This window comes from Bacillus sp. T17B1 (assembly GCF_026796395.1).
Classification (GTDB): Bacteria; Bacillota; Bacilli; order Bacillales; family Bacillaceae; genus Bacillus; species Bacillus spizizenii_A.
In genome coordinates this window covers 215503-236947 of sequence record NZ_JALAYA010000008.1, presented here as the reverse complement: position 1 = coordinate 236947, position 21445 = coordinate 215503, and the positions used below count along the sequence as shown (strand labels likewise).

24 protein-coding genes are annotated in these 21445 nt (G+C 42.0%); 15 read left to right on the top strand and 9 right to left on the bottom strand.

Annotation, left to right across the window (positions count from 1 at the left end; all coding sequences use genetic code 11):
• The first annotated feature begins 356 nt into the window (after window positions 1-356).
• From MOF34_RS06130 to MOF34_RS06090, 9 genes are all read left to right on the top strand, one after another.
• Complete coding sequence (locus MOF34_RS06130) at window positions 357-779, top strand: YwqH-like family protein (RefSeq protein WP_268399171.1); 423 nt, start codon at window positions 357-359, stop codon at window positions 777-779.
• Window positions 780-787: 8 nt separating this feature from the next.
• Window positions 788-1048 carry a YwqI/YxiC family protein gene (locus MOF34_RS06125; protein WP_268399169.1) on the top strand — a complete coding sequence of 87 codons (261 nt, stop codon included), beginning with the start codon at window positions 788-790 and terminating at the stop codon, window positions 1046-1048.
• Window positions 1049-1066: 18 nt separating this feature from the next.
• A complete protein-coding gene (locus MOF34_RS06120; protein WP_268399167.1) occupies window positions 1067-2800 on the top strand; it encodes a T7SS effector LXG polymorphic toxin in 1734 nt (577 codons plus the stop codon).
• A 20-nt stretch (window positions 2801-2820) separates the two neighbouring features.
• On the top strand, window positions 2821-3324 hold the full coding sequence (locus tag MOF34_RS06115) for a hypothetical protein (protein WP_268399165.1): 504 nt from the start codon (window positions 2821-2823) through the stop codon (window positions 3322-3324).
• A gap of 194 nt (window positions 3325-3518) precedes the next feature.
• Window positions 3519-3914 carry a hypothetical protein gene (locus MOF34_RS06110; protein ID WP_237708036.1) on the top strand — a complete coding sequence of 132 codons (396 nt, stop codon included), beginning with the start codon at window positions 3519-3521 and terminating at the stop codon, window positions 3912-3914.
• A gap of 41 nt (window positions 3915-3955) precedes the next feature.
• Window positions 3956-4549 carry a hypothetical protein gene (locus MOF34_RS06105; protein ID WP_268399164.1) on the top strand — a complete coding sequence of 198 codons (594 nt, stop codon included), beginning with the start codon at window positions 3956-3958 and terminating at the stop codon, window positions 4547-4549.
• Window positions 4550-4584: 35 nt separating this feature from the next.
• Window positions 4585-5238 (top strand): hypothetical protein, encoded by a 654-nt coding sequence (locus MOF34_RS06100; RefSeq protein WP_268399162.1) that lies wholly within the window; start codon window positions 4585-4587, stop codon window positions 5236-5238.
• Between the two features lie 207 nt (window positions 5239-5445).
• Window positions 5446-5937 carry a hypothetical protein gene (locus tag MOF34_RS06095; protein ID WP_268399161.1) on the top strand — a complete coding sequence of 164 codons (492 nt, stop codon included), beginning with the start codon at window positions 5446-5448 and terminating at the stop codon, window positions 5935-5937.
• 56 nt (window positions 5938-5993) lie between these two features.
• Window positions 5994-6710, top strand: coding sequence for an endonuclease V (locus MOF34_RS06090; protein ID WP_268399160.1), 717 nt, complete (start codon window positions 5994-5996; stop codon window positions 6708-6710).
• Window positions 6711-6740: 30 nt separating this feature from the next.
• Here the strand turns inward: MOF34_RS06090 and MOF34_RS06085 are convergent, their stop codons facing one another.
• Window positions 6741-7607 carry an AraC family transcriptional regulator gene (locus MOF34_RS06085; RefSeq protein ID WP_268399158.1) on the bottom strand — a complete coding sequence of 289 codons (867 nt, stop codon included), beginning with the start codon at window positions 7605-7607 and terminating at the stop codon, window positions 6741-6743.
• A 157-nt stretch (window positions 7608-7764) separates the two neighbouring features.
• On the opposite strand from MOF34_RS06085, the gene MOF34_RS06080 reads away from it, so the two are divergent.
• Window positions 7765-10050 carry a beta-L-arabinofuranosidase domain-containing protein gene (locus MOF34_RS06080; protein ID WP_268399156.1) on the top strand — a complete coding sequence of 762 codons (2286 nt, stop codon included), beginning with the start codon at window positions 7765-7767 and terminating at the stop codon, window positions 10048-10050.
• 144 nt (window positions 10051-10194) lie between these two features.
• Here the strand turns inward: MOF34_RS06080 and chrA are convergent, their stop codons facing one another.
• The 3 genes from chrA to chrS are packed head-to-tail and all read right to left on the bottom strand — an operon-like array spanning window position 10195 to window position 11811.
• Window positions 10195-10731, bottom strand: a complete 537-nt coding sequence (chrA, locus tag MOF34_RS06070; RefSeq protein ID WP_268399155.1) for a chromate resistance efflux protein ChrA — start codon at window positions 10729-10731, stop codon at window positions 10195-10197.
• Window positions 10728-11321, bottom strand: coding sequence for a chromate efflux transporter subunit ChrB (gene chrB, locus MOF34_RS06065; protein ID WP_268399153.1), 594 nt, complete (start codon window positions 11319-11321; stop codon window positions 10728-10730). Before chrB ends, chrA begins: the two co-directional genes overlap by 4 nt.
• Before the next feature lie 13 nt (window positions 11322-11334).
• Window positions 11335-11811, bottom strand: coding sequence for a chromate efflux transcriptional regulator ChrS (gene chrS, locus MOF34_RS06060; RefSeq protein ID WP_019715942.1), 477 nt, complete (start codon window positions 11809-11811; stop codon window positions 11335-11337).
• A 214-nt stretch (window positions 11812-12025) separates the two neighbouring features.
• On the opposite strand from chrS, the gene ggt reads away from it, so the two are divergent.
• Window positions 12026-13603: a gamma-glutamyltransferase gene (gene ggt / locus MOF34_RS06055; RefSeq protein WP_268399151.1), complete on the top strand. Its 1578-nt coding sequence runs from the start codon at window positions 12026-12028 to the stop codon at window positions 13601-13603.
• A 4-nt stretch (window positions 13604-13607) separates the two neighbouring features.
• On the opposite strand, the gene MOF34_RS06050 is transcribed toward ggt, so the two are convergent.
• The 3 genes from MOF34_RS06050 to cotG all read right to left on the bottom strand — a co-directional run bounded on the left by MOF34_RS06050 (window position 13608) and on the right by cotG (window position 15555).
• Window positions 13608-13952: a DUF4181 domain-containing protein gene (locus tag MOF34_RS06050; protein ID WP_268399150.1), complete on the bottom strand. Its 345-nt coding sequence runs from the start codon at window positions 13950-13952 to the stop codon at window positions 13608-13610.
• 167 nt (window positions 13953-14119) lie between these two features.
• The gene (locus tag MOF34_RS06045) at window positions 14120-14737 is read right to left on the bottom strand and encodes a flavin reductase family protein (protein ID WP_268399148.1); all 618 of its coding nucleotides are present in this window, start codon (window positions 14735-14737) and stop codon (window positions 14120-14122) included.
• 167 nt (window positions 14738-14904) lie between these two features.
• Window positions 14905-15555 carry a spore coat protein CotG gene (gene cotG / locus MOF34_RS06040; protein WP_268399146.1) on the bottom strand — a complete coding sequence of 217 codons (651 nt, stop codon included), beginning with the start codon at window positions 15553-15555 and terminating at the stop codon, window positions 14905-14907.
• 141 nt (window positions 15556-15696) lie between these two features.
• Here cotG and cotH point away from each other — a divergent pair, with 141 nt between their 5' ends.
• Window positions 15697-16788, top strand: coding sequence for a spore coat protein CotH (cotH, locus tag MOF34_RS06035; RefSeq protein WP_019715937.1), 1092 nt, complete (start codon window positions 15697-15699; stop codon window positions 16786-16788).
• Between the two features lie 38 nt (window positions 16789-16826).
• On the opposite strand, the gene alsR is transcribed toward cotH, so the two are convergent.
• Window positions 16827-17714 carry an acetoin biosynthesis transcriptional regulator AlsR gene (gene alsR / locus MOF34_RS06030; RefSeq protein ID WP_019715936.1) on the bottom strand — a complete coding sequence of 296 codons (888 nt, stop codon included), beginning with the start codon at window positions 17712-17714 and terminating at the stop codon, window positions 16827-16829.
• Window positions 17715-17873: 159 nt separating this feature from the next.
• Here alsR and alsS point away from each other — a divergent pair, with 159 nt between their 5' ends.
• The 3 genes from alsS to MOF34_RS06015 all read left to right on the top strand — a co-directional run bounded on the left by alsS (window position 17874) and on the right by MOF34_RS06015 (window position 21038).
• Window positions 17874-19586, top strand: a complete 1713-nt coding sequence (gene alsS / locus MOF34_RS06025; protein WP_268399143.1) for an acetolactate synthase AlsS — start codon at window positions 17874-17876, stop codon at window positions 19584-19586.
• A 61-nt stretch (window positions 19587-19647) separates the two neighbouring features.
• On the top strand, window positions 19648-20415 hold the full coding sequence (budA, locus tag MOF34_RS06020) for an acetolactate decarboxylase (RefSeq protein WP_019715934.1): 768 nt from the start codon (window positions 19648-19650) through the stop codon (window positions 20413-20415).
• A gap of 95 nt (window positions 20416-20510) precedes the next feature.
• Complete coding sequence (locus MOF34_RS06015) at window positions 20511-21038, top strand: NAD(P)H-dependent oxidoreductase (protein WP_268399140.1); 528 nt, start codon at window positions 20511-20513, stop codon at window positions 21036-21038.
• Window positions 21039-21078: 40 nt separating this feature from the next.
• On the opposite strand, the gene MOF34_RS06010 is transcribed toward MOF34_RS06015, so the two are convergent.
• Window positions 21079-21375 carry a DUF3892 domain-containing protein gene (locus tag MOF34_RS06010; RefSeq protein ID WP_268399137.1) on the bottom strand — a complete coding sequence of 99 codons (297 nt, stop codon included), beginning with the start codon at window positions 21373-21375 and terminating at the stop codon, window positions 21079-21081.
• Window positions 21376-21445 lie beyond the last annotated feature (70 nt).

Below are 21445 nucleotides of genomic sequence, written 5' to 3'. Positions count from 1 at the left end.
TACTTGACAGGGGTAAGACCAGGCAGCCAGTTTTTTCTTTTCTCTAGGATCTAAATTAAAACAAAATAGGCTTTACGACAAAAGACAGATCATTAACATCTGTCTTTTTCAAGTGTCTTTATAACTACGACTATAGGTGTTTTCATCTTGTGAAACGCTTTCATTGACTGCATAACGAACAAAAACAAGATCATAGACCTACATATTATGAGTGTTATACGCCTAAATTAAGCCGTTTACCCTATTTAAGCCGTCTTCTGGCTATTTTAAAATATAATATATGGAAATAAAGTATGGAAAAGTCTATCTTCATCAGCCCCTCCATACGACTTTTTGAGTATTAAGAGGTGAATCAGATGGGTTATGAAAGTATGTTAGCGGATATCAAAAGTTCGCTCAACGGAAAAATTTCCGACGTAGAAGACAAGATCGAAAAGCTGAAAAAAGCAAAAAAGGATATAGACACACTGCAAGAAGAAGCAATCACTGAAATCAAAGAAATTGTGAAACCGGAATTGGGCAAGCACTGGACGGGAACAAAAGCGGATGATTTTGACAAGGGCAGAGAAGAGGCGAAATCGGAAGCTTCCAAGATTGTGAATGATAAATACAACGGGTATATGGCTTCGATTCAAAGCAAAATATTCTGGCTTGAAAAAGAGAAATTTGATCTGAATTTAACAAAAAGCGCAGCGAATGCCGCAGGCGACCTTCTTGCTAAGGGAGAAGATTTCGTAGAAGAAGCAGGAAGAAAAATTAGTAAACTAAAATGGTGGTGATCTTTTTTATGTCAGAAATTAAGCTGAAGTACGACACAGTCATCAAAACATTGGATTCTGTCAAAGACGCGCTTGCTGATGTATCAATCGGCGCCGCGGGATCCAACGGAAAAAACAGCCTCGATTATACGAAAAAATATCATGAGCGTGAGGAGAACATCAAAACCATGCTCGGAGATTATAAAAAAGCGGTGCAGAAAAATATCGAGGATACAAAGGATAACATAGATTCACTTAAAGAGCAGGACGAGGCGATAGCTGTAAAATAGAACAGAAAGGGCAGTGCGATGAGCAAAGTATTTGAATCTAAATCTTTAATCGAAGAAGCGAAGAGCAGAAAAAAGCAATATGAGACGCTTGAGGAGCAGCTGAATACGCTGAAAAAAGCGTTTCAGGAAGTGGCGGATTTAGGCGACAATTTTAAAGGAAAAGGCGCGGACAATATTAAAGATTTCTTTCAGGGGCAGGCGGAAATCGTTGACAGCTGGCTGACGCTTGTCTCTGCTCAAATTGCGTTTTTAAATGGCATTTCAGGAGACATTAAAGATCAAGAACTGAATGATTCATATGTGGAAACTTCTTACTTGGATCACGAGCTGACCAATGGAGACCTGAAAGCCTCAGAGATTGTCTCCGCTCATAAAGCAGAAATCGATTCCATTTTGTCAGGCATCAGCGATATTATTGATCTCGACATGTACACGCTTGACGAGTATGCCGATAAGATGGGCGATGCCCAAAAAATCAGACGTGACACAATCTCAGCAGTCGATAAGCTTGATAAATCCCTGACCACTGAGTATCAAAATTTAGAATCTCTGGACAACGCAGTGCTCACCAAATATTCTGTTCTCATGCAGGCCACCAGCAACGGGAAAAGCGCTTCCCCTATGTACTATGACAAAAAAGCCTTCCACAGCAATGAAGTCTACAAAAGCGTCATAGAAGTAGAAAAGCAAGGAACAACCTATATCGATGCAAAAGCCCAGCAAGCCGAAGCAAGACGGCTTCAGGAAAAAGCGGAAGAAGAAGCAAATAAACCATGGTATGAAAAAACATGGGATGGAGTTTGCAACTTTACTGGAGAAGTCACTGGCTATTATGATTATAAAAGAGCAACCGAAGGTATTGATCCGGTTACCGGAGAAAAACTCTCCACCGCAGAACGAGTGACCGCAGGAGCGATGGCTGCAGCCGGCTTCATACCGGTCGTCGGCTGGGCGGGCCGCGCCTTCAAAGGCGGAAAAGCCATCTACAAAACCGGAAAAGCTGCGATCGCGGCCGAACACGCTTTAGACGCCTATAAAACAGGCAAATCCTTAGACATTCTCAAAATGTCAGAAATGGGCGCATACGGCCTTGTTGCTTCTAACGGATTCTCAGAAGCCGTGACAGGCAGAGACATGTTTGGAAACAAAGTGTCTGAGGAGAAGCGGAAGACGGGTGCGCTAGAAGCGGCATTGAGCTTAGTTGGTGCTGGTGCATTGGCGAAACATATAGACAAAGGCATACCGCTTGCAACCCATTCAAAAGTCCAAAAAGCTAACAAGACACTAGAAAAAGTAAAACAATTCAAAGTCCCGACAAACGTCCGCGTGTACGCAGAACGCCCAGTAACAACGAATGGCTTTACATTCGGATTCCCGACAGTCCGTATCGATGTGGAAAAGACAGCTGTGAAAGATCTTGGAATTATGAAGATGGCTAGTAGTGGTAGCGGGAATAGTAAGAAACTTTTCGGTCAAAATGGAACTCAAATTGCAAGTAAGACAACATGGCAAAATGGGAAGACAGAAAGAATAGACATTGAAAACCCAAATCCAGGGCAAAGAGAAGGTCAAATTCACTATCATGAGCCGAGTAACAAAAAATGGTACTTTGATGTTGAAACAAAAAAGTTTTATGACCAAAAAACAGGTGAAGATGCACCTAGCAAAATTCAAAAAGTACTTAAAGACAAAAGTGTTCAGAAAGCTATAAATAAGGGATTGAAATTTTTAGGTGAGGATCCTGTATTTTAGTATAGGAGTGTAGATTATATATGGAATATACAAATAAAAATATGAAAAGATTAAAAGAACGACTTGAAGATCTGAGCAATACAAATAAAGTTGACCTATCTAATTTAAAGGATATTATTTCACCTAATATAGTTAAAGTAGACGATTGCTTTATTCTAGATCTAGAGTATGAGTTACCTGATAATCCAACTATAAATTGGAATAGAATTTTAAAAATGTATGGGGATAAAACGGGGTATGAAGCATCGTGTAATGAGCTTCGCATAAACGATTATTTAGACTACAGTGATTTGTCCGGTGAAGAGATTTTACTTTATGCGCTTCAGGTAGTGGATGGTTGGGAACATCATTTAAAAGAAAAATTTCCTGAACATAAATTTGTTGTGATTATAAGTATTGATGAAGGTTTTGCGACAATTAGATTTTATAAATATAGAGAAAAGGAAATCAGTTGGCTAAAGGCCGATATTGAAGAGTACGGAAACGAAGCTATTCTTGTAAAAGAAATTAACTTTGGTAATTAAATTTAACTAAAAAGCAGGTAGTTATACTGTACCTGCTTTTTTAGTTTTTACTTTGAGAGCAAGAAACATTACAAATGATCAAGCCTTTACAGAATTAATAGTAAAACTAATTCAAAACTGTTGATTTATGAAAAAAATAAAGTTTAAGTTTTGTAAAAGGTAAAATTAAATGATTCAAAAATATAAAGGAGAGAATGACTGAAAACGAAACTAAAGAGGTTTTGTTAATGAGAAAACATGTTAAATTAGATGTTCCAAAAGCAAATTTACATCCCCTAAGAATAACACAAGGTTGGAAAGTGAATTATAATCATTTTGTTGAAATAGATCCAAGAACTTTAGAACCGAATGATGATTCCTGGTTTTTGTTCACAGACAGTTTGTTGCAGCTTTATCATGAACAATCCTCAATAACGCTTGATTTAGGCTGGGTTCCTGACATATCTGCTGAAGGTAATTATCTGGTTTCAATAGTTAAAAATAATGATTGGGAAAACCCTATTAAAGAATTTTCATCAGACGACTATAAAAAAGTGATTGCACATATTGAATATCATTTAAAAGAAGTAACAAGGTCTTGGTGGAAATAGTTAAATAATTAATGGATTAATGAATGGAATGATTATTATTTATGGAAGATGGAATCAGATTTATTAGTGAATACCCAGAATTCAGTGAATTGCTTCATTGTCTATTTGTGAATAGGGAATTAGACGAATGGTACAAGAACAAATGTGCAGAGAAAATAAAAGTACCTGATGAATTTAATCAAATAAAAGGTTTGAAAAAAATTGAAGTTAGAGATTTAAACAATCCTTCAGGAGAAATCAATATCCACTTGCAAGATCTTTCTGGAGAAAATGGATTTCATTTAGAACAGCAAATCAATATGAAAGTATCTAAATTGGCTCCTGTTTATGTACTAAATTATAGTTATTCCCTAAGACACGATTTAATAGATGGCGCTTATGATATTGTAGGGACCGCTGAATCTTTAGAATTCATTCAGGGAACGAACTATATCAATAAAATAATGCAAGAGAAAGGGTTTATCGAACTCAGTTATTTGTATGATTACTACGATACTGTGTATGAGTGGAGTGAATTGCCACATATACAGCCTTTCAACAGAAGATTAACATTAGGAGATGCCTTGTTTACTGAGTGTATTAGAATGGCTATAGTTAGAAACTTGCCGTGTTGTCATCGGCAAGTTTTTTTATAGATAGGGTAACAATGTGGAGTACAAGGAGAAGCGAGATGGGCAAAGATCATATTTCTCAATTGCAGCCATTAAAAATCTGTGATGGCTGGTCTGTAGTACTGAACAATTTAACTCCAGAAAAAGGAATGGAGAAAGAATATGAATTATTAATACTGCAAAATGAAAAACGTAAGGCCTTTATTAAGGGAAGTTATGAAAATAATCAGTACCATATCAAAGTAGCTGGTTTAAATACAGATATGATTTATGAAGATGAATCTTTTGATGAGATAGAACATGTATTAGAAGAGTTAGAATATCAAATCTGGAGTGTGGGAAGTGGGGTTTTAGAGGGTTTGCAGCCACTAAGCCAACAGATCCCCAATTTCTTAAAGCTAAAAATACCGGCTGGTTGGACTGTTGATTATATTACATTAAAAGATACTGATCCTAAGACCCTAGAGGCAAATGATGATGCTTGGTTATTTGACTTTAATCAAGATCTCCTACAGATTTCTCACAAGACAAAAAACTTGTTGCTTGACGTAGGGTGGTACCCAGAAGGGGATCCAACCGGTAGTTATGGCATTGAACTTATAAAAAACGAAGATTGGGAAAATCCATTAGAAGATATTATGTGTACGGAGCTTAAAGAATTAATTGCACAATTGGATCATATTTTTATGAGGGAAATGAAAAATGAATACTAATAACTGCAGGTAGTAATACTTGCCTTTCAACAGAAGATAACATGAGGAGATGCCTTGTTTACTGTTGTATTAGAATGCTATAGTGTAACCTTACCTTGTTGTGATAGGTTTTTTAGAATGATGGAAACACATTTAACAAGTGAAGTACAGTAGAAATAGGAAGTATGAGTTACAGTTAATCTTTCATGGAAGGTCGTATAATAAGTAATGAAACTTCGGAATTATCATTTAGTAGAAGAAGTTATTGATTTTTCAAAAACGTTTAAACCTAAAACATCAAATGATATCTGTGATTTTACTAAAATAATTAATGACAAAGAAAAAGCTAAATACCATGCATATGAAGAAGTATTTGCTGAAGATGAATATACGTGGAAAGATATAAAAGAAAATGAAATGAGTGAAGTATGGGGCGAAATTTACGAATTAAACGATGATCAAAAACCACAAGACTTAGACGTATTACTAGAAGTTTTTTCTGTAAATGTCAGAAGGGTTTCGGCTGAATTTAATATTTTTTTTGAAGATGTTGTAGCAGACCTGAATAATTGTGCAATCAATAGAGCGGTAAATGGGAGCACACACAATTTTTTTGAAAAGCTTTTTGAAATTTATAAAGCCGGCTATTTTCCATGTGGATGGTATGGAGATTATCCTAATGGAAGTTATATCGCCTTGAAAATAGATTCAAAGCCATAAGAAACATTTGAACAGAGAAGACTATTTTGGAAAGTAAAGAGAGGAAAGCTAGTGAAATGAAAGTACATCAAACTCACGATTTTTATCTAAAAGATGAATCGGATTTTGTTCAAACACAACAATCCCTTAAACATAAAATCAACCTATGCCCCACTATCCATCCAGACTCCATCAAAACCTGCGCAGGCGTCGACCTCGCTTATTGGGAGCAGGACGGCGAGCCGTATGGGGTGTGCAGCATTATCGTGATTGACGCCGATACGAAAGAAGTCATTGAAAAAGTGCATAGCATGGGGAAAATCAGCGTAACGTATGTGTCTGGTTTCCTTGCGTTTCGCGAGCTGCCGCTGATCATCGAGGCGGCCAAAAAACTGAAGATAGAACCGGATGTGTTTTTGTTTGATGGCAACGGGTATCTGCATTACAACCATATGGGCGTTGCCACACATGCGGCTTTTTTTCTTGGTAAGCCGACAATTGGGATTGCGAAAACCTATCTCAAAATCAAAGACTGTGATTTCGTGATGCCTGAAAATGAAATTGGCGCATATACCGATATTATCATTGACGGTGAGGTATATGGACGGGCATTGCGGACGCGGCGGGACGTGAAGCCTATCTTCTTGTCTTGCGGAAATCATATTGATTTAGAAAGCAGCTATCAGATCACGATGAGCCTGATCAATCAAGAAAGCAGGCTGCCGATTCCTGTCCGCCTTGCTGACCTAGAAACACATGTCTTGCGAACGCTCTATCAGAAAAATCACGCGTAACACTTGCAGGCCCAGATCTGCAAGTGTTTTTTATTGATTCCTGTATACTTCGCTTATATATACAGACGGGGATACGCCGGTGACCCGTTTGAACACTCTGCTGAAATAAAAAGGATTAGAAAAGCCTAATGCGCTGCTGACTTCGGTTACGTTTAAGTTGCTAGTTTTGAATAGATCAATTGCCTGTGCAATCAGCAATTCATTTTTATAAGCCGTTATGCTTTTCCCGGTTTGCTTTTTGAAGAGGGAGGAAAGGTAGGCATAATTCATTTCTAGAGCATCCTCAAAATCTCTGCTGACCAGCTTTGCATGCTTGTTACGGTGCAGAAATTCAATGATTCGGCTGATGACCCTTGAAGAGCTTGTGCCGGCCTGACTGTTTATCGCATTGCTATACAGATCAATGAAGAATTGATAGGCGAGAGAACACGCTTGGAGCGCCCTGAAAGCATTTGGTGATTCAAAGGCATGAATAATGCTGCTCAGCTGTTTCTCTGTGTACTCACGATGAGAGACAGAACCGCTTTTCGGGAAGGTTAATTGCGATGAATAGATGCTGTCGAGAAGGATTGGTGAATTGTGAAATGGAGAGAACTCCTCCTCCGCATTCAAGGAAGGTTCGGCATAAAAATGAATGTAGTACCATTCGGTGCCGGGTGTATAAAAATCGCCTCCCCAATGCGGTGCATTGTTCTTAAGAAAAAGATATCCCCCCGCCTGAATGCGGTACTCGTTTTCGTTCTCAAATACATGGATTGCACCTTGTTTTACGTAAAAAAATACGCTGATTCTATCCATCGTCCTGTCAGGGTGACGTAAAGCCCCTTTTGTATCCTTCATATGTCCGGCCTCACGGATCTTAGGGAGATGATTGGCTTGGAGTTTTACTTCATACATGGCTTCACCATCTTTCGCTATTCTTATCTCCAGTGTAACGGTTCAATCTAAAAAAAGGATATGTTTTTGATAAATATTGAATTCACATCCCATATCATCATTTGGATAATGAAAGCATCAACACGAATGATGAAACGTGATAGGGGGAGATCAAAAAATGAAAGATGTAACATTATTAAAAGGCATGTTTTATGATTCTCAGATGAAAGGGAAGGAATATTTGCTTTTTTTGGATGTAGACCGTCTTTTGGCCCCTTGTTATGAGGCTGTGTCACAGACGCCTAAAAAAACACGCTACGGCGGGTGGGAGGCAAAGGAAATTGCCGGGCATTCGATCGGTCATTGGCTGTCCGCCGCATCAGCCATGTACCAGGCTTCCGGAGATGAAAAGCTGAAAAGGAAAACAGAGTACGCAGTGAATGAGCTGAGTCATATCCAACAATTTGATGAAGAGGGATATGTAAGCGGTTTCTCAAGGGCGTGTTTTGATGAGGTGTTCAGCGGTGATTTTCGGGTGGACCACTTTAGTCTGGGTGGTTCTTGGGTGCCGTGGTACAGCCTCCATAAACTGTTTGCGGGATTAATAGATACGTATCGGCTAACCGGCAATCAGTCGGCTCTACGAGTCGTCGTCAAGCTGGCTGATTGGGCAAAAAAGGGACTGGATCGCCTGAACGATGAGCAATTTCAGCGTATGCTGATATGTGAGCATGGCGGTATGAATGAGGCGATGGCTGATCTTTACATGCTGACGAAAAACAAAGCATACCTTGAACTTGCAGAACGTTTCTGTCATCGTGCCATTCTTCAGCCTCTTGCAGAGGGGAAGGATGAGCTTGAAGGAAAGCATGCCAATACCCAAATACCAAAGGTGATCGGAGCAGCCAAGCTGTACGATATTACTGGTAATGAAGCATATAGAAATGCCGCGCTCTTCTTTTGGGAACAGGTTGTCTATCAGCGTTCCTACGCAATTGGCGGCAACAGTATCGGCGAGCATTTCGGAGCGGAAGGCAGCGAGGAGTTAGGGGTGACGACCGCAGAAACGTGCAATACGTATAACATGCTGAAATTGACTGTGCATTTATTCCGGTGGTTTCAAGAATCGAGATTTATGGATTACTATGAGAATGCACTTTATAATCACATTCTTGCTTCCCAAGATCCTGATTCGGGCATGAAAACCTATTTTGTTTCCACACAGCCGGGGCATTTCAAGGTGTATTGTTCACCGGAAGACTCTTTTTGGTGCTGTACAGGCACCGGGATGGAAAACCCCGCGCGCTATACGCGGCATATTTACCATTTAGACCAAGACGATCTGTATGTGAATTTATTTATTCCTTCACAAATGAACATGCAAGAAAAACAACTGATCATCACACAGGAAACCTCATTTCCAGCAGCCGAAAAAACCAGGTTAGTTATCAAAAAAGCTGTCGGTGTGCCTATAACACTCCATATTCGTATTCCTTATTGGACGAATGGCGGCCTTAAAGCTGTGGTTAATGGAAAACGAGTTCAATCGGTTGAGAAAAATGGGTACCTTGTTATTCACAAACATTGGAACACAGGAGATTGTATTGAGATTGATCTGCTGATGAAACTCCACATTTATCAAGCGAAGGATGATCCTAAAAAAAGTGTTCTGATGTATGGGCCAGTTGTATTGGCAGGAGCACTAGGAAGAGAGGGCTTCCCTGAGACAGATATACTTGCTGATCATCTCGCCCTTAATAACCATCCGTTAATTGATGTCCCGGTGTTGGTTGCAGATCAGGGAGAGTTGGGTCATTGGGTGAAGTGTATAGATAAAACATCACTCGTATTTCAAACGACACCGATTGGGCAGCCCGGGAATCAAGAAATCACATTCATACCGTTCTACAATGTGCATCATCAGCGGTATTCTATTTACTGGTATGTGATGACCGAAAAGGAATATCGTGATTTTACAGATGAAGAAAAAGAAAGGCAGGAAATCATCAGACGCATAACCGTTGATGCTGTTCAGCCGAATGAACAGCAGCAGGAGATAGAACATCACCTGAAAAAAGAAAACTCTTATTCCGGTTACGCAAGTATCGTCCACAGAGGCTGGCGAGACAGCAGAGGAGATGGTTTTTTCAGTTACGAGATGAAAACAGAGCCGAGTCAACCCATGTATTTGCTGGTCACTTATTTTGGAAGTGATGATACCTTTCAAGCGGAAGAACAAACTTACGAAAGACATTTTGAAATCATGATTGGTGATCAATTACTGGCCAGGCAGCAGCTGAGGGCAAATCACCCGGGAAAGCTTTTTGATGTATGTTATGACATTCCAGTTGCCTATACCAAAGGAAAAGAAAGAGTAACCGTCACGTTCAAATCCAGAGAGGGAACAGCAGCTGGGGGAGTGTTTGGGGTAAGGATCATTAATGAAAAAATGGTTTTACATTGAATGCCTAGCGATATGAATTGTTTGCATCAATCTCACGCTGCAAATCAAGCACATCATCAAGGATGATGTAGGCAAAGAAACAATTGTCATATCGAACGGCATTTCGGGACCAAAATAAAAAAGCACCTGTCCGGGTGCTTTTTTCTACAAATAAGGAATCACAAGGCCGCCATACAAAAATGCCGCGATAATCAAAAATGCCGGATGCATTTTGAATTTTGTCATGGCAAGAAGGGAAATCCCTGCAATCACTCCAGATTGGATCCAGCCGATAGCTTGAATCCCATCAGCGCCGAGTTGCCAAGTAAGAATGAGCATCATGACCGCGATGACAGGCTGGACGGATAGCGTCATGCCCTTGATGACGGGTGATTGGCGGAAGCGCTGAATGATGCGCAGCAGGACGATCAATGCGAGCGCCGACGGTACGACAGTTGCGATCAGCGCAACCAGAAAGCCGGGCCATCCGCCGGCGCTGTATCCGACATAGGCGGCGATTTTGGTTGCGATCGGTCCCGGCAATGCGTTCGCAAGCGCGAGCATATTCGAGAATTGGTCGTTTGAAAGCCAGCTGTATCTGTTTACGACTTCTTCAAACATCAGCGGAATAGACGCAGGCCCACCGCCATATCCGAGTAGGTTTGCGATTAAAAACGCCATAAATAAATAGATCGATATCATGAGGCAGACATTCCTTTATCTTTAGAATGTTTATTTGTGATTTTGTCTTTCAGTTTAAAATGAAACGCGCCGTACGCTAAGAAAATGATAATGACAAGGCCGGGATTAATCTGTAAGGTTTGCAGGCCGATAAAAGCGATAATAAAAAATAGGATACCGGTGACCCAGCCGAAACCTTTAAGCGCTTTTTGGCCAAACTCGTACGCCATGATACCGAGCATTACCGCAATCACTGGCGTTACGGCACCAATCATGCCCGCAACAACTGCTGAATGGCTTAAGACATTTACAGCCGCAAACAGGCCCACCATCGCAAGGCAAGTAGGCAGAATGTGGGCGATTGTCGCCACGACTGCACCTAATGTGCCTTTTAGCTTGAAGCCTAGATAAGCAGCCATTTTTGTCGCAATCGGTCCGGGAAGCGCATTAGCGATCGCTAATATTTCTCCGAATTCATCATCATCAATCCATTTATATTTATTGACCGCTTCATGGCGGATCAGCGGAATCACGGAAGGTCCGCCGCCGAACCCTAGTATGCCGGTGCGCACCATTGCGGCCGTCAAATCCCGATAAGGATGGTTTTTCATTCGTTTCTCTCCTTTACAGCTTCATTCCCATACGGCTTTTGTATCGTTTGATCAGCATCTGGCAATCAACACTGACGACGCCTTGCAGCGGATACAGCCGTTTTGTTAAAAACTCTTCCATTTCTTGATCGTTGGCAAAGATCCCATGCATATGCAGCTTGCTTGGGCCTGTCATGTGATAAAGGCTGGTGACCGCAGGCTCTTCCTCAAGCTTGAGAGCGACCTCTTCTAAAAATTGCGGCTCTACCTCGACATTGAAAAACACGGATACATGGTTGCCGATTTTAGCGGGATTGATGACCGCAGTGAATTTTTCAATGACGCCTGCTTCAATGAGTTGATTGATCCGAGCTTGGACGGCAACCCGTGATAAATCGACTCTCTTGCCAAGATCCGTATAAGAAATTCTTCCTTCTTCATGCAAAATGGTGAGGATTTGTTTGTCAATCTCATCAAGTACAAGGTTGGGGATTTGGTATTCGTTGCTCATTTACTCCACCTGCTTCCGTAAGCCTTTTAGATTTCATTTTATCATAAAAGTTACGTTTCGAATGATAATTTTTTCTTTTGCTTTCAAAATGAATGGAAAAATATTTTGTTATTTGCGAAATGGAGAAAGTTCGTCAGTTTTTCTACCGAGTAAGTAGATGTGAAAAATTAAGCTCTCTATACTGAAGAAAATCTCTTGATAAAGGGGACTTGTGATGAATAAATCTATCATCGGTACAAAACAAATGGTCGTCAGTCCGCATTATCTCGCTTCTCAAGCCGGAAACCGAATACTGGACAAGGGTGGAAACGCGTTTGACGCCGCCGTTGCTGTGAGTGCTTGTCTGGCAGTTGTGTATCCGCATATGACGGGGCTTGGCGGGGATTCCTTTTGGCTGACGTTTCATCAAGAAACAAAGTCGGTAAGAGTCTACAATGGCAGCGGCCGTTCAGGAGAAAATGTAACGAGAGATGTATATAAGGGAAAAAGCATGATTCCGCTAAGGGGAATCGACAGTGCCATTACCGTTCCGGGGATGGTTGATAGCTGGCATGCGGTACTGAAGGAGTACGGACGTATGTCCCTTGCGGACGTGTTGGAATCCGCTCGCGACTATGCCCAAAATGGGTTTCCAGTATCAGCTGATCAGTGCCGTCACACAGAAACGAATCTTGAACTGCTTGCCTCCACGCCTTACACGGCCGATATCTTCACAAGATGCGGAAAAGCGCCTGTCCCGGGAGAGCGGTTTGTGCAAAAAGAGCTTGCAGAAAGTCTGAACATGATCGCCAAAAAAGGAAGAAACGCATTCTATGAAGGAGATATCGCTCAGCGGATCGTCTCCTATTTACAGCATAACGGCAGCTACATGACACTCGATGATTTTAAAGCGCACCGGGGCGAGTGGGCGGAGCCAGTATCAAGTGATTACCGAGGGTACAGTGTATATCAGGCGCCTCCGAATTCACAGGGATTTACCGGTTTATTAACACTGAACATTCTGGAAAACTATGATTTCACCCAAATCGAACACGGTTCATTTGAGTATTATCATGTGCTTGTGGAGGCATTGAAAAAGAGTTTCCTAGATCGGAATGCCGTCCTGACTGATCCGGCATTTGCGGACATCCCGCTTGAAAGGCTTCTGGACAAAAGTTACGCGAAACAATTGGCGGAAGAAATCGGCTATTTGGCAGAACCGGCGGAAAGCAGGCCATTAGGAAGTGATACTGCATATGCGGCCGTCATCGATGCGGATGGCAACGCAGTATCTTTCATTCAAAGCCTGTACTTTGAATTTGGCTCGGCAGTCACTGCTGGTGATACAGGCATATTACTGCAAAACCGCGGGTCATTTTTCTCATTGGATAAAAATCATGTCAATACACTTGAACCGAGAAAGCGCAGCTTCCATACGCTGATGCCGGCTATGGCCTGCAAAGACGGAAAACCGAAAGTCCTGTACGGCACACAAGGCGGCGAAGGCCAGCCGCAGACCCAGACGGCCATCATTACCAGAATGCTGGACTACGGAATGAATCCACAGCAGGCAATCAGCGAACCGCGTTGGGTGTGGGGCAGAACGTGGGGAGAGGAGTATGAAGGTCTCAGAGTCGAGAGCAGATTCTCAGAGGAGACAATTGAAAAGCTCAAAGACAGCGGCCATCTCGTAGAGGTTGTCGGTGACTATGATCCGCTGATGGGACACGCAGCAGCAATCAAAGTTGATGAGGAAGGATTTCTCCAAGGTGGAACCGACCCGCGGGGAGACGGAGCGGCGGTGGGGGTTTGAGGTATCAAAAGAAAATACACATATAAATAAAAACGACTAGAAAGAGGACTGCGCCAAATAAATAGTGTGCATATTGTTTTTCTTCACGCTTATATTTCCATTCCATAAATGTACGAAAGCAATTCATTAGGAATAGAAAGAAAATAAGCATAATCTCTGGAGGAAAGCGTAAAACAGAAAAACCTAATAAAATGAGCATGATGATTTCCAGCAGCCCTTGTGTGCTATTAACAGGTTTATACCACCAAGGCGGTTTAGGGATGCCTAGTTTTTTTCGAGCATATATATATAAAATAGTATTGATAAAAGCTACGATAAGTATCACAATCAAAAAATGAGTGCCTGTCATATAATCCCTCCTAATCTACCTGTATATACGGCGTAAAAAGGAAATATGTTTCATAAAGAACACCTGGAGCTTTCTCCGGGTGTTCTTTTTACGTATTTTCCTGAGACAACATTTTGTAATCATAAGGCCTTTTTGACTAGTTCCTACTATTTAAATAGTCCTTCTGTTCAGCTGGGACGAATCAGCGTAAATTCTTCGCCGAGCTTCGTATAGTGGTTACCCGCCAATCTTGAGACAGGCTTTAATTCATCTGTCAAAACATAGCCTTTTTCTGCATCATACACCTTTTCATCGAGGTGGAAGCAGACGACTCTCCCGATAAGCAGATCTGCTGTAGTAACGCCTTGATCATTGTCGAACGTTATATGCCGCTCTAATGTGCATTCAAAGCGGATACGTGCTTCTTTAATCCCAGGAACTGAAACAGTTTTGCTTTCGACGGGATGAAGCGAGGTGCGTGTGAGTTCGCTTTCGTCCGGATCTAAGCTTGCTGCTGTTTCATTGATGTCTTCAATGATGGCTTCATCACTGACATGAACGACAAATTCCCCGTTCTCCACTGCGTTTCGGGCTGTATCTTTTTGGCATCCGCCAGCCCTGTTAACAGAAACACTGAGAAGCGGAGGGTCTGAGCTGACAACGTTATAAAAACTGAAAGGCGCTGCATTTACCGCTCCGCTTGAAGAAAGGGTGGTTACAAATGCAATGGGACGGGGGATGACAGCACCCGACAATAGCTTGTATGTGTCTTTAGCGCTAAGCTGATCAGCTTGAAATATGTACATAGCAACAACCGCCTTTAGCGTAGGATATCTTGATTATAACGAACTGGTTTCAAGGAAACCAAATGATATGGGTTGCATATGTTATGTCATGACATATATCTAATACAGGGGATTAAAAATAGGCTTCCGTACGTCCGCCGGCAGCCTATTGAATATGAAATCTAAGATTATTTGTATTTCTTTTTGACTACCCAGCAATTTCCGTCTTTCCAGAATTCTTTTTTGCTGTAATAATCATCATCTTTTTTGTTGCGATGGTTATGATGTGGTTTTTTATAGTGCTTTTTGTCAGATTTTCTATTATGGGAACAATATGTTTTTTTGCGTGTCCGGTATGAGCAGCTGTGTGATCTTCTCTTGTGAGAACAGAATGACTTTTTGTGGCTGCGTGATCTTTTCTTGCGAGAACAGAATGACTTTTTATGGCTGCGTGATCTTTTCTTGTCAGAACAGAATGACTTTTTGTGGCTGCGTGATCTTTTCTTGTGAGAACAGAATGATTTTCTGTGGCTGCGTGATCTTTTCTTGTGAGAACAGAATGACTTCTTGTGGCTGCGATGTTTTCTCTTGTGAGAACAGAATGACTTTTTAAAGCTACGCGATCTTCTCTTGTGAGAGCAGAATGACTTTTTGAAGCTACGTGATCTCTTGTGAGAGCAGTATGATTTTTTGTGGCTGCGAGATTTTTTGTGAGAGCGGTGTGACTTTTTATGGCTGCGTTTTTTTCCATGAGGCTCTTGGTATAAATAATCTTTTAAACCTTCGTTTTTTGCGGATTTCACCGCTTCTTTGATGTCAGAATGGGAATAGTGGCCCAATTTGAAATCCTCCTTTTAGAAATGATTTTAAGGACGAAGATCCTTATTACCCTCATAGTACGCGCGGTTTTAAAAAGTGTATAAGTGTTCCGCTGAGATCACATAAAAATAAAAGCCTAAAATTTGTGAGGGGGAATATGGATGAAGAATAAATCCAATTTGCCGCTTTATCAGCTGTTTGTTCATCCAAAAGATTTGCGTGAATTAAAAAAAGATATATGGGACGATGATCCGGTGCCGGCTGTCATGAAGATAAATCAAAAAAGGCTGGATATTGATATTGCTTACCGGGGATCACATATCAGAGACTTCAAAAAGAAGTCATACCATATTTCCTATTATCAGCCGAAAACATTCCGCGGCGCCCGCGAGGTTCACCTGAATGCAGAATATAAAGATCCTTCTATGATGAGAAACAAATTGTCGTTGGATTTTTTCTCAGAGCTTGGGACGCTGTCTCCAAAGGCAGACTTTGTGTTTTTAAAGGTGAATGGGAAGAATGAAGGGGTTTATCTTGAACTTGAATCCGTCGATGAATTTTATTTAGCGAAAAGGAAATTGGCGGACGGGGCAGTTTTTTACGCGGTTGATGATGATGCTAATTTCTCTCTGATGAGCGATTTGGAAAGGGAAACGAAGACGTCGCTTGAGCTTGGATATGAAAAGAAGACAGGGACTGAGGAAGACGATTTTTATTTACAGGATATGATTTTTAAAATTAATACTGTCCCTAAAGCCCAGTTTAAATCAGAAGTGACAAAGCATGTGGATGTCGATAAGTATTTGCGCTGGCTCGCCGGCATTGTATTCACCTCAAACTATGACGGATTTGTCCACAACTACTCGTTGTACAGAAGCAGTGAAACCGGATTATTTGAGGTGATTCCTTGGGATTATGATGCGACTTGGGGCAGGGATATCCATGGAGAGCGGATGGCTGCCGATTATGTAAGAATTCAAGGATTTAATACACTAACCGCCCGGATTTTGGATGAACCCGATTTTCGCAAGTCTTACAAGCAACTGTTAGAAAAAACGCTCCAATCTCTTTTTACAATAGAATATATGAAACCGAAAATAATGGCGATATATGAGCAGATTAGGCCGTTTGTCCTGATGGACCCATATAAAAAGAACGATATTGAGCGTTTTGACCGTGAGCCGGATGTGATTTGCGAGTATATAATAAAGAGAGCTGATTACCTCAAAAGTGAGCTTGATCTTTTATCCTGACGATAAATGGGCGGATTCCGGAGAACGGAGCGCCTTTTTTATTTCCGTTCATTTAACGATTTAGATATATCCACAAATTGCCTCAGTACAGGGTTTTGGCTGTCTTTTCGATATGCGATGATCCATTCTGCTTTAAGCTGAAAATGATCAACGCTGCGATATGTGACATCAAGGTTAAACAGCCGTCTGGCAGAGGAAGGGACTATGGTAATGCCGATGCCCGCTGTCACCAGTCCAATCACCATTTGATATTCTGTCGCTTCTTGAACGATATTCGGGGCAAAACCCGCGTCTTCACAAAGCTGAATAAAGTCGGTATATAGCGTAGGCCACGCTTCTTTGGAAAGGGTGATGATCGGTTCCTTTTCCAAATCTTTAATGTCAATTGATTCTTTTAAGGCAAGCGGATGCTGTTTCGGCAATGCGAGGATGCATGGACTACTCTGGGTTGTCTCTATTTGCAGCTCTGGATGCTCTAACGGCGGATGGAGAATGCCGATATCGATGTTTCCCTTGAGCAATTCCTCCTGCTGCCGGTAAGAAGCAATTTCTTTCAGTTCAATTTTCACAGAGGGGAATTTTTTACGGTATTCCCGGATAATCGGCGGCAAAAATTCATATGTAGCTGACCCGACAAAACCTATAACGAGATGGCCATGTTCGCCGCGAGCCGTCCGCTGGGCGAGTTCAATTCCTTGACCAATTTGCATCAAAGCTGATCGGCAGTGATTTAAAAAGATTTCGCCGGCCGCCGTTAGCTCGACAAATCGTTTTGTCCTCTTCAGAAGCGTCACCCCGACTTCTTCTTCAAGCTGTTTGATCTGCTGGCTGAGAGGAGGCTGTGTCATGTTCAGCCGCCGTGCAGCTTTTCCGAAATGAAGCTCTTCGGCTACTGCGATAAAGTATTGAAGATGGCGAAGCTCCATTCAATATGCATTCCTTTCCGTAGGTTAATAATTCGTAATACATATTAATCATAAGGCGAATCGATATTGGAGGTCAATTTCCAAAGAGTGTATAGTGAAACATATCACAAGAAATATTTAAAATTTTATGTTTAAAATGCATAATAAGGAGTGAGGGTGTTGACAAAAGCAACAAAAGAACAAAAATCCCTTGTAAAAAACAGAGGGGCGGAGCTTGTTGTTGATTGCTTAGCGGAGCAAGGTGTCACACATGTATTTGCCATTCCAGGTGCAAAAATTGATGCGGTATTTGACGCTTTACAAGATAAAGGGCCTGAAATTATCGTTGCTCGGCATGAACAAAATGCAGCATTTATGGCGCAAGCAGTTGGCCGTTTAACTGGAAAACCGGGAGTTGTGTTAGTCACATCAGGACCAGGTGCTTCGAACTTGGCAACAGGATTGCTGACGGCAAACACTGAAGGTGACCCTGTCGTTGCGCTTGCTGGGAACGTGATCCGTGCAGACCGTTTAAAACGGACACATCAATCTTTGGATAATGCGGCGCTATTCCAGCCGATTACAAAATACAGTGTAGAAGTTCAAGATGTAAAAAATATACCGGAAGCTGTTACAAATGCATTTAGGATAGCGTCAGCAGGGCAAGCTGGTGCCGCTTTTGTGAGTTTTCCGCAAGATGTTGTGAATGAAGTCACAAATACAAAAAGCGTGCGAGCTGTCGCGGCTCCTAAACTTGGTCCTGCACCAGACGATGCAATCAGTGCGGCCATTGCGAAAATCCAAACAGCAAAACTTCCTGTCGTTTTAGTCGGCATGAAGGGCGGAAGACCGGAAGCGATTAAAGCGGTTCGCAAGCTTTTGAAAAAAGTGCAGCTTCCATTCGTTGAAACCTATCAAGCTGCCGGTACTCTTACGAGAGATTTAGAGGATCAGTATTTTGGCCGGATCGGTTTATTTCGCAACCAGCCTGGCGATCTGCTGCTTGAGCAGGCTGATGTTGTTCTGACAGTCGGCTATGACCCAATTGAATATGATCCGAAATTCTGGAATGTCAATGGAGACCGGACGATTATCCATTTAGACGAGATTCTGGCTGACATTGATCATGCTTACCAGCCGGATCTTGAACTGATCGGTGATATTCCATCTACGATCAATCATATCGAACACGATGCTGTGAAAGTAGACTTTGCTGAACGTGAGCAGAAGATCCTTTCTGATTTAAAACAATATATGCACGAGGGTGAGCAGGTGCCTGCAGATTGGAAATCAGATAGAGTTCATCCTCTTGAAATCGTAAAAGAATTGCGGAACGCAGTCGATGATCATGTTACAGTGACTTGTGATATCGGTTCACACGCAATTTGGATGTCACGTTATTTCCGCAGCTACGAGCCGTTAACATTAATGATCAGTAACGGTATGCAAACACTCGGCGTTGCGCTACCTTGGGCAATCGGCGCTTCATTGGTGAAACCGGGAGAAAAAGTAGTATCAGTCTCCGGTGATGGCGGTTTCTTATTCTCAGCTATGGAATTAGAGACAGCGGTCCGCTTAAAAGCACCAATTGTACACATTGTATGGAACGACAGCACATATGACATGGTTGCATTCCAGCAATTGAAAAAGTATAACCGTACATCTGCGGTCGATTTCGGAAATATCGATATCGTGAAATATGCGGAAAGCTTCGGAGCAACCGGCTTGCGCGTAGAATCACCAGACCAGCTGGCAGATGTTCTGCGTCAAGGTATGAACGCTGAGGGTCCTGTCATCATTGATGTCCCGGTTGACTACAGTGATAACATAAATTTAGCAAGTGACAAGCTTCCGAAAGAATTCGGGGAACTTATGAAAACGAAAGCTCTCTAGCACTCTGCGCATCACGACTCTGTTTGATGAACAGCACTAAACAAAAGGAGTGAAGGGAATTATGAAACGCGAAAGCAACATTCAAGTGCTCAGCCGCGGGCAAAAAGACCAGCCTGTGAGCCAGATTTATCAAGTATCAACAATGACTTCTCTATTAGACGGGGTGTACGACGGGGATTTTGAACTGTCAGAGATCCCAAAATACGGAGACTTCGGTATCGGAACCTTTAACAAGCTTGACGGAGAGCTGATTGGTTTTGACGGCGAATTTTACCGTCTTCGTTCAGATGGAACTGCGACACCGGTCCAAAACGGGGACCTTTCTCCGTTCTGTTCATTTACATTCTTTACACCGGACATGACGCACAAAATTGATGCGAAAATGACACGTGAAGAGTTTGAAGAAGAGATCAACAGCATTCTGCCAAGCAAAAACTTATTTTACGCTATCCGCATTGACGGATTGTTTAAAAAAGTGCAGACAAGAACGGTAGAACTGCAAGAAAAACCTTACGTGCCAATGGTTGAAGCGGTTAAAACGCAGCCGATCTTCAACTTCGACAGTGTGAGAGGAACGATCGTAGGTTTCTTAACACCCGCTTATGCAAACGGAATCGCCGTTTCTGGCTACCACCTGCACTTCATTGACGAAGGACGCAATTCAGGCGGACACGTTTTTGACTATGTGCTTGAGGATTGCACGGTTACGATTTCTCAAAAAATGAACATGAATCTCAGACTTCCGAATACAGCGGATTTCTTTAATGCGAACCTGGATAACCCTGATTTTGCTAAAGATATTGAAACAACTGAAGGAAGCCCTGAATAAAAACAAAAGAAAGCTCTATGCAGGGGCTTTCTTTTTATTTGGCTCTTTTCCTGATTTTAGATAAAATAACGTCAAAAGGGTAAAGGTGTGGTCTGATGAAAATATTGGTTTTGGCAGTTCATCCTCATATGGAGACCTCAGTTGTGAATAAGGCATGGACAGAGGAATTGAATCAACATGACAATATTACAGTACGGGAGCTTTATAAAGAATACCCGGATGAAGCGATAGATGTTGCAAAGGAGCAGGAGCTGTGCGAGCAATACGACAGGATTGTTTTCCAATTTCCGTTTTATTGGTACAGCTCTCCGCCGCTCTTAAAAAAATGGCAGGATCTTGTGCTGACTTACGGCTGGGCCTTTGGTTCAGAAGGGAACGCCTTGCATGGCAAGGAGCTGATGCTGGCTGTATCAACAGGAAGCGAAGCGGAGAAATATCAAGCGGGCGGAGCAAATCATTACTCGATCAGTGAGCTTTTGAAACCATTTCAGGCCACGAGTAATCTGATCGGCATGAAATACCTGCCACCATATGTATTCTATGGCGTAAATGCTGCAACTGCAGAGGATATTTCCCTCAGTGCAAAACGGTTAGCCGAATACATCCAGAAGCCTTTCGCTTAAAAGAAAGCCCTGTCCGACATGCGGCAGGGCTTCTTTCTGATTAAAAGTCCGGCAACTCGGACAGGTTATTTTCCTTTAAGCCGTCCGGTTCACTTCGCAAAATGTCACGCCCATATTTATGGAAGACATCAACATGAGCAAGCTTTCCCGCTTTTGCTTCAGACAGCGCAGTGGGATAGTCGAGCTCTCTTCCTATGTTTGTTTTTACTGCGATAATATTGTCTTCCTCATTTCTTCTGACCGCAATAATTTCTTCTTTTCCAGATGGAACATTTTCCTGACCGGCAGTTGTTTGCCGGGCTTTATACGATTCATATGCTGCTTCGAATTGATCCATATTTACACCTCCATTTTTTAACGTGAACAAAAATGTCGAGGATCATGTATGGTTTCGACACGGCATACGA